This is a genomic window from Polaribacter sp. HL-MS24, assembly GCF_032758595.1.
In the GTDB taxonomy this organism is placed as follows: Bacteria; Bacteroidota; Bacteroidia; order Flavobacteriales; family Flavobacteriaceae; genus Polaribacter.
Map to the genome: position 1 here is coordinate 2194599 of NZ_CP136415.1, position 13142 is coordinate 2207740.

Consider the following 13142-nt stretch of genomic DNA (forward strand, 5'->3'; position numbering starts at 1 on the left):
CTTATTGTTTAATTTTGTGCAAAAATAAATTTTTTACGCAATTATGCAAGTCTTTTTTAAGAAATATACAATCAATATATAAAGAACTTAATTTTTTTTTGTAGGAATCCACTCAATCTCCGCTACTAGTAAGTCTTTAGACAATTTTCGTGCCAATACAAAAAGATAGTCAGAAAGTCGGTTTATGTATTTTAAAATGTCATTATCAATGGGTTCTTGATCATTTAATTCAACACAAAGGCGTTCTGCACGTCTACAAACACATCTAGCTAGGTGACAGAATGACACAGATTGATGCCCTCCAGGTAAAATAAAATGGGTCATTTGTGGGAGATCTTGCTCTAATTTGTCGATTTCATTTTCTAAAAAAAGAATGGAGGTTCCATCAATCTTAGGGATGTTCAACCGCTCTTTTCCATTTTTTAATGTTTCTTTTTCAGCAGGGGTTGCCAACATTGCACCCAAAGTGAACAAGTCATTTTGCACTTTAAGTAAGGCTTCTTGTAAAGCTGCTGAAATTTCTTGATCTTTAATCAAACCAATATACGCATTTAGCTCATCGATAGTTCCGTAGCTATCTATTCGTAAATTCGATTTTTTTACTCTGGTTCCGCCAAATAGGGCCGTTGTTCCGTCGTCACCAGTTTTTGTGTATATTTTCATTTGTTTAAAGTTTCTTTTTGTAAAGCTGTAAAGTTACAAAGTTTTAAAGTTGTAAAAGAGTAGAAAGTGGAAAGTTCTTATACTCCATTAAACCCGAATTTTAAAATGCTCTTTTTCTTGCTCTTTTCGGAAGAAAACAATTCCGCACTCAAAGACATCTACCGTAACTGTTACTTTTGGATGTGCTTTGATAAATTCCCAAAGGGCAACCCTTTCGTTGTTTTTATAGATTGCTTGGATGACAAAAACAGTTTTGTTGTGAGTGCCTAAAAGGCAATTTTCAAAGGATGCAATCGCTTCTTCTTTTGAACAATTTCCTCCAAATAAGATCAGATCGTAGGATTGGTTTTGAGCAATCTGTGCAGTTTCAGTAAAATTTTCTAAAGGAGTAATCCTTGCAGATGTAGTGCTTGCTTGTACAATAGAAGTCGTAAAATCTGTTGAAGGCCCAATTTCTAAAATAGCTGTGGGTTTGAAATACTGACAAAGCTGCATCAGGATGGTGGCTTTTTTTAACGAGTAGTTTGCATTGTTTATGCGTTTTCCTAGTAAGACTTGTTTTTGTATTTTTTTGAACTCAGCGATGCTATTCGCATTTACTTTAGTATACAAACAGCGAGTTATAAAACGATAGACAAAAGGAGAATGGACTCCATGCTGATTTTTTGAGTGAAAAAGAAAAATGAAATATTGTACAGCTTGAAAAAACATGGAAAGGTATTGAGCCGCAAAAGTAAAAATAAATTAGCGGTGTATCCCTAAAGAAAATGAATTAAGAATTTACTGTTTTTTTCCTTTCAAGTACACGGATTCAATTACAGGGTTTCCGAAACTATAAGGAATAAAACCATACGAAGGAATTTCCTTGGTGATGATAAAATTAGCAAGTTTTCCTTTGCTGATGCTTCCTACTTGGTTTGCAAGTCCCATAGCATAAGCACCATTAATGGTTGCCGCATTGATGGCTTCTTCGGGAGTCATTTTCATTTGAATACAGGCAGTAGCTACTACAAAATTCATGTTTCCAGATGGCGTAGAGCCCGGATTGTAATCGGTTGCCAATGCCAAGGGTAAATTTGCCGCAATGAGTTTTCTCGCAGGAGTGTATGGAATTCCTAAAAAGAACGAACAGGAGGGAAGTGCTACAGGCATTGTTTGGGTGTTTTTTAGAGCTTCTATGTCTTCTGTAGTCATTTCCTCTAAATGATCAACAGAAAGTGCAGCATGATTGACGGCAAGCTGTATTCCGCCAAAAGAATGAAACTGATTGACATGTATTTTGGGCGATAGCCCATATTTTTTTCCAGCGACTAAAATTCGTTCTGTATCTTTTAAGTCGAAATAGCCCACCTCGCAAAAAATGTCTATGAAATCTGCTAAATTTTCAGCAGCAATTGTTGGAAGCATTTCTTGAATAATCAAATCGAGATACCCCTCTTTGTTGTTTTTGTAGGCAGCTGGAATAGCATGTGCACCTAAAAAAGTGGCTTTTATTGGAAGGTCAAAAGTTTCTTTTAAACGTTTGATAACACGAAGCATTTTGATTTCTGCTTGCACTGTGAGTCCATAGCCCGATTTAATTTCGAGACTTCCTGTTCCCATGGCAATCACTTCTTTCACTCTTTTTGCAGATTGTTGATAGAGTTCATCTTCGGTTGTTTTTTCTAATTGCTTTGCAGAATTTAGAATTCCGCCCCCTTTTTTGGCAATTTCTTCATAGCTTAAACCATGAATTCGATCGAAAAATTCTTGGGCTCTGTTTCCTGCATACACCATGTGGGTATGCGAGTCGCACCAAGTTGGAAGAATCATTTGATTGCTGCAATCGATGGTAGCATCGGCGGCAATGTCTCCAAGAGTTTCCATGCTACCAAAGTCTTTGATTACCTCATTTTCTATCCGTAAGAAAGCATTTTTTAGAGTAGGCAAAACGCGCATTTCATTTCCAGATACTTTTTGAACCGATGTTTCCCGAACCTGTATCAGCTCTTTGATATTGATGAATAATTGGGTCATAAAAAATGATTAGATTTGCATAACAAACTTACACAAAAGAAAGCGAATGATTCCAAAAAATGAATATGCAGGCTATTTTGAGCATTATATCCAATTGGTTTCTGCTGAACCGTTGTCTATAAAAACTCAATTGGAAAAGTCGCAAAAGGACTTTGATGCATTATTGAGAAATCTTCCAGCGGAAAAACACGGATTTTCTTATGCAGAAGGCAAATGGACCTTGAAAGAATTGATTCAGCATGTGATTGATACCGAACGAGTTTTTGCATACCGTGCCTTGTGTTTTGCTCGGAATGACCAAACAGCTTTGCCTTGGTTTCGATCAAGATGTGTTTGTAGCGAACGGTAATGCCAATCAATTGAACTATTTCGATTTGCTTGATGAAATGGCGACCTTACGAAAAAGCACCCTACAAATGTATACGAGTTTTTCTGAAGAAGCCTTATTACGAAAAGGGGAGGCTTCTGGAAATACCCTGTCAGTAAGAGCTTTGGGGTATTTATTTTCTGGACATCAGGTTCACCATTTGAATATTGTAAAAGAACGCTATCTATAAAGTGGGTTTGTAAGAAGAGGCATGTCTCTTGTTTTATTGTTGATAGCTATTCTATACCTGCTTTTCCGCTGCGCAAATTTTGACTACGTCGAATCTTCGATTTCCTAACTTTGAGTCATACAATTGTATGCCGTCTTACCGCCAGTCCTGTTTTTGTTGAGAACTTTTCTTTTTGCGACCTTGTTACCGAGACTTTTTTGGTTTGCTCCGCAAAGTTTTCTGACTTAGCAGAGGGGGGATAAATCATTTTCTTTAGCAAACTTTCTAGTATAAAACTTTTCTAAATCTTCTTTTTCTTGGGTAGTTAATTGTGTGTTGCGTTTTTTTTCTGCCTCTCTACTTCTTTCTCCCAATCCACTTTTGAAGGATCGATACTTTCCCAGTAAGCTATCACTGCTTCCGTGTTTTTCCTGTGTGCTTCCGTCAGGTAGGTTTGTTCCGCTTCTGCTTCCGCTTCCGCTTCCGCTTCCGCTTTTGCTTTTCGATCCAACACGTTCTTCAGCGCTATTAATCTCGCCATGTCGTTCTCCGACATTTTCTGAAATTCTTCTTTCGAAATTGGTTTCATAATATTGTATTTTTTCTTGAAGTGTAAGTTCGCTAATATAATCATCCGCTGCGCAAATTTTGACTACGTCGAATCTTCGATTTCCTAACTTTGAGTCATACAATTGTAAGCCGTCTCAACGCCAGTCCTGTTTTTGTTGAGAACTTTTCTTTTTGCGACCTTGTTACCGAGACTTTTTTGGTTTGCTCCGCAAAGTTTTCTGACTTAGCAGAGGGGGGATAAATCATTTTCTTTAGCAAACTTTCTAGTATAAAACTTTTCTAAATCTTCTTTTTCTTGGGTAGTTAATTGTGTGTTGCGTTTTTTTTCTGCCTCTCTACTTCTTTCTCCCAATCCACTTTTGAAGGATCGATACTTTCCCAGTAAGCCATCGCTGCTTCCGAGTTTTTCTTGTGCGCTTCCGTTAGGTAGGTTTGTTCCGCTTCTGCTTCTGCTTCTGCTTCCGCTTTCGCTTTCGCTTCCGCTTTTGCTTCCGCTTCTGCTTCCGCTTTTCGATCCTCCATCACGCTCTTGAACGCTATCAGTGCTAGTCGTTCTGCTCGTGTCATTTCCGAAACTTTTTTCCGAGGTTTCTTGTTTTCCATATTCTTGTTTAAAATATTCTATAATTTCCCTTTCAGATAATTCGCTAATATAATCATCCGCTGCGCAAATTTTGACTACGTCGAATCTTCGATTTCCTAACTTTGAGTCATACAATTGTAAGCCGTCTCAACGCCAGTCCTGTTTTTGTTGAGAACTTTTCTTTTTGCGACCTTGTTACCGAGACTTTTTTGGTTTGCTCCGCAAAGTTTTCTGACTTAGCAGAGGGGGAATAAATCATTTTCTTTAGCAAACTCTCCAGCTGCGCAAAGTCTCCCGACTTTGAGCCATTTAATTTCTAACCTCTATTCTCATTTAAATTCATCTTTTAATATTGATTATATTTTGTTATTGACGCTTTTTTTAAAATATCTATAACTGGATTATCTACAATCTCTATAGCAACTAAACCTTCACTGTTTAAATAATTACTTGCGCTAGAGTATCTATAATGTGATGCTTTCTCTACAATTCCTGCACGAACAGGATTTAAATGAATATAATCTAGCTTAGACCACATAAATTTGTGTGAATACACTTCTTCTGCATGATTACCATATTGCCAAAATTGGTAATTCTTATTTCTACTATGTGTTTCTGTTGCTTTTTTAAAACGTTCTAACATCCATTCTCTTCTACTTTCAGGTTCTGTCTGTATTTTTTCTAATGTTTTTGTGGCAGTAAACTTTTTAAAATCTCTTATTAAATCTGAAAGTTTACCTTTTTTAGATTGCACTATTAAATGGATATGATTACTCATTATTACATAACCGTATAACAACATTCCTTTTTTCTCTATGCAAAACGCCAAACTTTCTATAACTACATCTCTATAAGACTTTCTCGTAAATACATCTACCCAATCTACTACTGTAGCTGTTATAAAATGTATTTTTTCTTGATCTCGTATAATGTAACCTTCTTTCAATTTTTGTCTTTTTTTCTAGTTATCTTTTCGTTTTTTATGTGCCTCAAAATCGGGAAATCGAAGATTCGACGTAGTCAAACTTTTTGGTTTGCGCCGCTAAGTCAGGAGACTTTGCGGAGCGGGGCTTAAGTTTTAATTATTTTCATACTATAAATGGCTATATAAAGAAGGTATATGTTCCTTATTTATTTCTATTTTATCTTTATTTGATTTAAACCACTCTATTACCCATTCAACATCTGCTTTCGTGCATTCAAGATAACTTTTATGAAAGCCATCTTCTTCTTTAAAATAGTCTTGAAAATCACTATTATTAATTAAATCTAATAGATAGTCTAATGTTCGTATTGGAATTGAACTTTCTGAAACATCCCCATGGTCAATTGTGTCAAAGTATTTTGCCTCTAATACTTTAGAGTAGACAAGTATGGCTTCTTTGGTAAGTAATAGTCCTGCTCTGGGGTAAGCAGATTTGATATTTATTAAAGAGTTCTCACGATTATCCCCATCTTTGTTTGAAAGGATATAATCAACATTTTCTTTTAATTTAGCTAATTGATTGGTATAATATGGCTCTACTTTAAGTTTTGCTAATGATAATTTTATTGCAGAACCACTAATATGTGTAGTATCTTTTAAAAGTTCTTTTAAAAAAATAATGGCTTTATCCTGTTCCTCAACAAATGCAACTGCATAAATCAGTGAATTTGATATTTTATAGTTCCAATAATAATTGTACTTATTATCTAACTGTCTTTTATAATCAGGTATTGTGTCAGGCTGTTCACTTGATAACAATTTTTCTAATTCTACTTTCTGCTTTTTATATCCAGTATATTGTCTTCTGTTAAACCTCTTTCCATACATAAAATTAGCACTATCTTTTAGTTTTTCTGATATTTCTTCTAATCTTGATTTGTAATTTATAAGCACTCTTTTTTTAGAAATTTCTTTTATATATTCATTTGAATATCTCTTTTTTATTACTTCTAATAATAGTCCTATACTTTTTTTTGTATAATCTCTTTTATAAATATGATACCCTCCACAGTTTAATTTTCTTAAATTAATTCCTTCATTTTTGTTTAATTGGTCGCTATAAAACAAACAATGTTCGTAGTTTTCCAAAGTATATGTAAGCCGTTCACTATCACTAATATTTTGTGCCTTACATGAATATATGCTTACCAGTAAAAGTATTGGTAATATGAAAATTCTATTATTTAATCTTTGTTTTTTCATAGTTAATTATTTGGATTTTGAAATTGGTAATTAAATAGATGTTTTAATTGAAATAAGAAAAACATATTTCGTTTCGTACTATAATCCATAAAGGAGTTAGTTGTTCCTTTCGGTATTTTTCTTGCCCAGCTGCGCAAAGTCTCCCGACTTTGAGCTTATATAATTCTCATTAATTTTTTGTTCAAATTCATTTTGATACTTCAAAATTTGCATTTCATTTTATGCTTTTTTTAGTTGCGCTAAGTCAGAGACTTTGCGCAGCGGGTCAAACTTTTTGGTTTGCGCCGCTAAGTCAGGAGACTTTGCGGAGCGGGAAAATCTTTACCGCGTTTCCCACCTGTCCAACTCCTTGCCTGTAGCAATTTCTACTAAATGAGCCATACCTATCCCGTTAAATAACTCTATCTGCCCCTCGGGGTGGAGTAAGGGATTCACGTAATCTTTTGCTACTATTTTATCTTCTGAATAGCCCTTTTCTAACAACGTTTCTCTACTAGTGTTTATTGATCGCCTTTGCTCTTCAATATATTCCTGATCCACCAAGCGCATGCCCGTAATTCCCTTCTCATGCCATTGCCATAGCAAAGCTCCCTTTGCATCATAACAAAAGACATTGCCGCCTTCCCAATTAAATTTGGACAGCCATCGTTCTTTATCGCCTGATGTTCCCCAATCAATATCTAATGATGAAGGATAAACCAACAAGACTACCATATCCCTGAAAATTAAAAATTCATCAATCCTTTCAGGAAGTATTACTTTTTCCCTATTGATAATTGCAATGTTATGTTCAATTTTTATATTCATTTTTTAGCTTAATTTATTATCTCTCCAACCTCTTTAAACCATTCTTTTGGCGGACTAGAACCATACCCCAACACCTCATACTGTACCGCACCGCCAGACCTGTTTTTATTTACAGCTTTCCAATATTGCGGTCCCGCAACCGACTTGTGCAAGCTTGTGCCTTTGGGGACTTCTACCAATGAAAAATGGGTAGGTTCACCCGGTAGCGCCAGCTTTTCGGTCATTTCCTTAATATTTCCCTTAAATGCCTTAAAATCTTCTATGCGCATAAGCCATTCTTTAGGTGGTTGCCCTTTTATATGTAACCGAACAAAATAGGCCGTTTCTGCCAATTCAAAACGGGTAATTGAGTGTGCCGTTGAATGTGGATAATTCGTAGCGTTTTTGCCATATCTTTGATGATATTCAACTTTCACATCGCTGTGGTTTCGCCGTATAGTTTTTCCGAGTTCAGGTGGAGCATGGGTTCAAAGACTTTTTTAATAAAAATGTGGCTACGCTTTAAAGCTTTCTATTTTTGCTATCTCTTTTTTTAATTCTGATTTATTATATTTTTCAGGATAGTAATTTGAATAATAAATAGCATCATTTAGTAATTCTAGTAAGCGTTTGTTGTGATTTTTTAAACTACGAGCAATAATCAATGCTCCATCAAGTAATCTTAAATCCATATCTGATTCAACAAACCTTGATAAGCGGATTTCTTTCAAGCAATCAAGAATACTTAAACCTTGTAGTTCATTATCATTATTCAAATTCTCAAACTTATAAACAATTGTTAATATATCATTTATGTAATTTATTCTTTCATTTATTTCTAAAGAATTTATTGTTTCTAATTGCTTTTGAATATTCATCTTAAAAGTCAGGGATAAATGATTGAGTGTTATATTTTACTGGTGCAGTCCAAGTGCTTCTATCTAAAACAAGCGTTTGTTGTGTACCGCCAGTTGTAGTATATCCTCTTTGATTGGTAGAAGCAATTGTACTACGGTATGTAGTAGAAGATTGATTTGCAGTAATTTTATAAATATCATACTCATCTGCCATACTACCTAAAGGCAAACCTGATTTACTCTCAAAGTTGACTCCTTTGCTCATTAAATTATCTAATTCTGATTTGGTAACCCAATATCTCCCAGCTGCGCAAAGTCTCCCGACTTTGAGCTTATATAATTCTCATTAATTTTTTGTTCAAATTCATTTTGATACTTCAAAATTTGCATTTCATTTTATGCTTTTTTTAGTTGCGCTAAGTCAGAGACTTTGCGCAGCGGAGAAAATCTTTACCGCGTTTCCCACCTGTCCAACTCCTTTCCCGTAGCAATTTCTACTAAAGAATCATAACTGGGCCCTGCATGGCATAAAATGACCTGCCCCTCGGGGAGGAATAGCCCCACCCAGTTTTTGTCTGCAGTTGGATGTTCTTTGTTAATGGCATCAATATATTCCTGATCCACCAAGCGCATGCCCGTAATTCCCTTCTCATGCCATTGCCATAGCAAAGCTCCCTTTGCATCATAACAAAAGACATTGCCTTGTTTTTTGTAATGTTTTCCTCCGAAATAATTACCAGTCTTTAAGTATATGTCGTACTCTATATCTCTTTCTCCTACTATTGTACACAAAATTATAAATTCTTTATAGGTAATCATTTGGTAAATTCTTGCTGGCATTTTGATAATACTCTCTCCAAATTCAACTGTCTTATAATCAATTTTTCTAACTTTAATCATATATGTTTAATGTGTTATTTTTCCAATTTCTTTATACCATTTTACCATTTTTTGTTCATCCCAATCCAACACCTCATACTGTACCGCACCGCCAGACCTGTTTTTATTTACAGCTTTCCAATATTGCGGTCCCGCAACTGACTTCTGCAAGCTTGTGCCTTTGGGGACTTCTACCAATGAAAAAGGAGAAAACCTTTACCTCGTTTCCCACCTGTCCAACTCCTTGCCTGTAGCAATTTCTACTAAATGAGCCATACCTATCCCGTTAAATAACTCTATCTGCCCCTCGGGGTGGAGTAAGGGATTCACGTAATCTTTTGCTACTATTTTATCTTCCGAATAGCCCTTTTCTAACAACGTTTCTCTACTAGTGTTTATTGATCGCCTTTGCTCTTCAATATATTCCTGATCCACCAAGCGCATGCCCGTAATTCCCTTCTCATGCCATTGCCATAGCAAAGCTCCCTTTGCATCATAACAAAAGACATTGCCGCCTTCGTAAGAATATTCACTTTTAATTCCTTCCACATAGCCACCTCTCCACTTTCCGTTTTTAACATAACTTGAATTAACAAGTCCACTAAGTATGTTTATAATTATGTATTGCTTATATTCAATATAGTGGACTATGAGGTCTGGAAGGATAATTTTTAATCCTTTGCTTTTATATATTCTTGTTTTACAATTTACATTCACAAATCTTACCATTCTTAATTATTTATTCTTCCAACCTCTTTAAACCAATTGTCTCGAATTGTAATTTCCTCCAATTTTTCCCAATCCAACACCTCATACTGTACCGCACCGCCTTCAGGTTTACTCATAAGATTTTTATTCTTATCGTACCACTTTTGCGGTCCCGCAACCGACTTGTGCAAGCTTGTGCCTTTGGGGACTTCTACCAATGAAAAATGGGTAGGTTCACCCGGTAGCGCCAGCTTTTCGGTTATTTCCTTAATATTTCCCTTAAATGCCTTAAAATCTTCTATGCGCGTAAGCCATCTAGTAGGTTTTTGTCCTTTTATATGTAACCGAGCAAAATAGGCCGTTTCTGCCAATTCAAAACGGGTAATTGAGTGTGCCGTTGAATGTGGATAATTCGTAGCGTTTTTGCCATATCTTTGATGATATTCAACTTTCACATCGCTGTGGTTTCGCCGTATAGTTTTTCCGAGTTCAGGTGGAGCATGGGTTTTCTTGAACTCCTCAAACAGTTCTTTAACTTTTCCTGCTTTGAACAGCTGCCTGTATCGGGTTACGTTAGCTAAATAACCTCCCGTTTCATCTCCCCAGCGTTTTACGCCTTTTGCTAAGTCTTCAACTAAATTAGCTCCTTTTTTGGTTTTAGACAAATTCAAAATACCTCCAGAAACAAAAGTCGTAGTTACGGCTACTAAATCTTTGTGGATTTGATAGTTTATTTCTTCAGAAGAACCACTGTATTGGTCAACTTTACTTTCTACCCATTTCTCCAGCGCTTTTTTAAACTCAAAATCGTCAAGAGCTTTATGAATTCGTTTTCTAGCTTGTTCATCAAAACGATATTCAATGTATAAACTTAGTAGAAGTGGAATCCCTTTTACTTCCTCAGCAATACCGTCAATAATACCCGCATTATTTGGTTTGATACTTAGCCTAAAAACGCTTTGGCAAGCTACCTCTACAGAAGGATTCCAAAAACATTCAGGCAATTGGATGCCATCAATAAAACTGCTAAACAATCGGTTGATCTCCAATACCGCCTTAAAAATATCATTACTTAGGTTTTTGGGAGTACGATCTAGTTCAATAAGATTGCTAATGGCGTTTTTATGTAAACTTTTTACCTCAGCGATTTCACCCTTTAAATCCCCAAAAAAACCATCCGAGAAAGTAACCTTATAAAACAGTTGGTTTTGTGCAAAGTCGTAGTGGTAGTGCAATGTGGTGCCCTCGGGGTTGTTGGTGAGCTCCCTTGCAAGTTGCTGTTTGTCTTTAGGGCTGGTATCGGTTGTGATGACAATACGATAGGGTTTGCGCTCTAACGTAAAGGTTTTGTTTACAAAAAGGGTATCGCGCAAGGCTTGGTCAACTGGTATGGAAATACGCTCACCATCAGGAACAACAATTTCATTTGATGGGTCTGTAAAGCTATAGCTGCCGTCAAAATAGCCGTCTCCGTTGCCCACAGTGCCATCGGAAGTGCCTACACCCAATTTTTGGGCTATGTTGTTTACCGCTTCTTGTACTTGCGCAACCGTAGATATTTTTTGAGCGATCTCCTTTTCGGCAACAGCTATGGCTTCTTTGTCAGCTTTCTGTTTTGCACTATCTAAAGCTTCTCTCACTTTTTTAAGAGCTTCTTCTTCCTGAGTAAGCTTGGCTTCTTGCTTAGAGAGATCTTCTTTAATTTCTTGGACTTCTTCCTCGCTTAGTGTTGCGTCTTCTTGCTTTTTCTTTAAGGCCTCAAAAATATCTTTTATAAGCTGTTTTATTTCTCGTACTGCAGCTTTTACACTTTCCACGTTCTCCCAATCAGGATCATAAGTAGTTTTTACCACCCCATCAACCAATTGGTAGTCGGTATTGATAGTAATCCCCTCAAAAGCAACAGCCAATTTGGTATCTGCTAAATAGGGTACTATTATAAAGCCTTTTCCTGTGAATTTTCCACCATTATTTTGTACTTCTTTAACAGTAACAGGAAAATCGCCTGCGGTAAAGGTTTCGTTTACGCCTATATTTTGTAATGGGGTTTGGTTGTTTATTTGTATGTCGGGTACTACACCACAGTTGTAGCTTACCGTTTCTTCATTGGTAGGCATGGTAAACTGGTTTTCACTCGTGTAGGAGTAATACTGGTTTAAAGAAGCCAAGGAGCTACAGGTGCCACCCACTCTAAACTCGTAAGTAACTCCAGCCTCTAAATTAGAAATCTGTGCCTGCTCGTTAGAGGTATACACCTCAAACCATTGGTGTTTTTCTTTTTTAGGAACATAATCTTTTTGTTTTTGTCCTTTTCTGGCACGTTTTTTATTTTTCTTTTCTCGTCTTTTGCGTTGTTTGTCGGTTTCTTGAGTATAGCTAACTTTTCTGTACTGTACGTGGTATTTATTATGCTCAAAATTTCCTTGCCAGTTGATTTTTACAGTACTTTGGTTGGTAGCTTCAGAGAGTGGAAATTTAGGTGTATCACAATCTTTGGTTAACCTAAAATGGAAAATTTCACTATGGCCATTGTTTTTAAAGACTGCATTTTCGTCAATACCCGAAGTGGAAATTGCCCGAACACGCCACGCATAGGTTTTATCGGGTAATAAGGCAGGCTTAGTATTGTCATATAAAAAAGCATTGGCTCGTGTAGTCTCTTTGTATAAAGGAGGAGAGGCTAAAAAAGCGGCTTGTGGATCCATTTGCTCGTCCCACAATTCTCGTATCTCGAATTCATAAGACAGATTGGTCGCCGTGGTGCTACGCGATTGCCATTCAAAAAAAATATTCAACTGGTTTTTAAGTACAATTTGATCCCCTCGCTGAGGTTTGATTAAAATGGGAGGGTCGTTGAGAATTAAATATACAGGGAAACAGCTCTTCCGAGACAATCGTTGTCCAGAGAGGAAATCATACACCTCAAAGCAAAAATTGTAACGTCCATCGGGTAAGGCTTGGTTGTATTGCTGTGGCGAGAGTCCTAAAAGATTATTGAGATTAAAATAGGGTCTTAAATCTAAATTAGACAAGCGTTGGTTAATACCTCCATCTAAAAAAATAGGAGTTGCTCCTGCAACAAAATCTAAGGTCTGTATGTTTAAGCCTTGTCCTTCTATATACATTTTAAGGCGTACTTGCCGTCCTAACTCTTGGGTGTCGGATAATAATAGATTTACAAATAGTTTTTCGCTGGAAGTAGTTTGGTAATGCGAGAGTTTTAAACTATGGGGCGGTATCAGCTGTGGCGTTACCTGTACTGGATATATTTGAGCGCTTGTTAAAAGGCTAAAAGTCAAGAAAAGTAGCGTTATAAATTGTTTTGCTCTTTGTTTCATTTGATTTTTTGCGACGAC

Annotated in this window: 17 protein-coding genes; 2 read left to right on the forward strand and 15 right to left on the reverse strand. The window is 36.3% G+C overall.

The genetic code is table 11. From position 1 onward, the window contains the following. Window positions 1-87: 87 nt before the first annotated feature. The 3 genes from RRF69_RS10375 to hutI form a co-directional block, all read right to left on the reverse strand. Complete coding sequence (locus RRF69_RS10375) at window positions 88-663, reverse strand: cob(I)yrinic acid a,c-diamide adenosyltransferase (RefSeq protein WP_316939715.1); 576 nt, start codon at window positions 661-663, stop codon at window positions 88-90. An 87-nt stretch (window positions 664-750) separates the two neighbouring features. After that, on the reverse strand, window positions 751-1275 hold the full coding sequence (locus RRF69_RS10380; protein WP_316939716.1) for a hypothetical protein: 525 nt from the start codon (window positions 1273-1275) through the stop codon (window positions 751-753). A gap of 168 nt (window positions 1276-1443) precedes the next feature. Next, window positions 1444-2679, reverse strand: coding sequence for an imidazolonepropionase (hutI, locus tag RRF69_RS10385; RefSeq protein ID WP_316939718.1), 1236 nt, complete (start codon window positions 2677-2679; stop codon window positions 1444-1446). Between the two features lie 46 nt (window positions 2680-2725). Between hutI and RRF69_RS10390 the strand changes: the two genes are divergently transcribed. Continuing rightward, entirely contained in the window at window positions 2726-3028 is a 303-nt protein-coding gene (locus RRF69_RS10390) for a DinB family protein (protein ID WP_316939719.1), read from the forward strand. After that, window positions 3009-3236, forward strand: a complete 228-nt coding sequence (locus RRF69_RS10395; protein ID WP_316939720.1) for a DinB family protein — start codon at window positions 3009-3011, stop codon at window positions 3234-3236. Before RRF69_RS10390 ends, RRF69_RS10395 begins: the two co-directional genes overlap by 20 nt. Before the next feature lie 304 nt (window positions 3237-3540). On the opposite strand, the gene RRF69_RS10400 is transcribed toward RRF69_RS10395, so the two are convergent. The 12 genes from RRF69_RS10400 to RRF69_RS10455 all read right to left on the reverse strand — a co-directional run bounded on the left by RRF69_RS10400 (window position 3541) and on the right by RRF69_RS10455 (window position 13124). After that, a complete protein-coding gene (locus RRF69_RS10400; RefSeq protein WP_316939721.1) occupies window positions 3541-3804 on the reverse strand; it encodes a hypothetical protein in 264 nt (87 codons plus the stop codon). Between the two features lie 284 nt (window positions 3805-4088). Continuing rightward, on the reverse strand, window positions 4089-4352 hold the full coding sequence (locus tag RRF69_RS10405) for a hypothetical protein (RefSeq protein ID WP_316939722.1): 264 nt from the start codon (window positions 4350-4352) through the stop codon (window positions 4089-4091). 362 nt (window positions 4353-4714) lie between these two features. Beyond that, window positions 4715-5314, reverse strand: coding sequence for an REP-associated tyrosine transposase (locus RRF69_RS10410; RefSeq protein ID WP_316939723.1), 600 nt, complete (start codon window positions 5312-5314; stop codon window positions 4715-4717). Between the two features lie 147 nt (window positions 5315-5461). After that, window positions 5462-6556 carry a hypothetical protein gene (locus tag RRF69_RS10415; protein WP_316939724.1) on the reverse strand — a complete coding sequence of 365 codons (1095 nt, stop codon included), beginning with the start codon at window positions 6554-6556 and terminating at the stop codon, window positions 5462-5464. A 321-nt stretch (window positions 6557-6877) separates the two neighbouring features. Beyond that, the gene (locus RRF69_RS10420) at window positions 6878-7363 is read right to left on the reverse strand and encodes a hypothetical protein (RefSeq protein WP_316939725.1); all 486 of its coding nucleotides are present in this window, start codon (window positions 7361-7363) and stop codon (window positions 6878-6880) included. Between the two features lie 8 nt (window positions 7364-7371). Beyond that, entirely contained in the window at window positions 7372-7779 is a 408-nt protein-coding gene (locus RRF69_RS10425) for a hypothetical protein (RefSeq protein WP_316939726.1), read from the reverse strand. A gap of 78 nt (window positions 7780-7857) precedes the next feature. After that, window positions 7858-8220 (reverse strand): hypothetical protein, encoded by a 363-nt coding sequence (locus RRF69_RS10430; protein WP_316939727.1) that lies wholly within the window; start codon window positions 8218-8220, stop codon window positions 7858-7860. A gap of 1 nt (window position 8221) precedes the next feature. Next, complete coding sequence (locus RRF69_RS10435) at window positions 8222-8464, reverse strand: hypothetical protein (RefSeq protein ID WP_316939728.1); 243 nt, start codon at window positions 8462-8464, stop codon at window positions 8222-8224. Window positions 8465-8649: 185 nt separating this feature from the next. Continuing rightward, a complete protein-coding gene (locus tag RRF69_RS10440) occupies window positions 8650-9099 on the reverse strand; it encodes a hypothetical protein (protein WP_316939729.1) in 450 nt (149 codons plus the stop codon). A gap of 6 nt (window positions 9100-9105) precedes the next feature. Then, a complete protein-coding gene (locus RRF69_RS10445; protein ID WP_316939730.1) occupies window positions 9106-9249 on the reverse strand; it encodes a hypothetical protein in 144 nt (47 codons plus the stop codon). 45 nt (window positions 9250-9294) lie between these two features. Further along, a complete protein-coding gene (locus RRF69_RS10450) occupies window positions 9295-9807 on the reverse strand; it encodes a hypothetical protein (RefSeq protein WP_316939731.1) in 513 nt (170 codons plus the stop codon). A 2-nt stretch (window positions 9808-9809) separates the two neighbouring features. Next, window positions 9810-13124 carry a hypothetical protein gene (locus tag RRF69_RS10455; RefSeq protein ID WP_316939732.1) on the reverse strand — a complete coding sequence of 1105 codons (3315 nt, stop codon included), beginning with the start codon at window positions 13122-13124 and terminating at the stop codon, window positions 9810-9812. Window positions 13125-13142 lie beyond the last annotated feature (18 nt).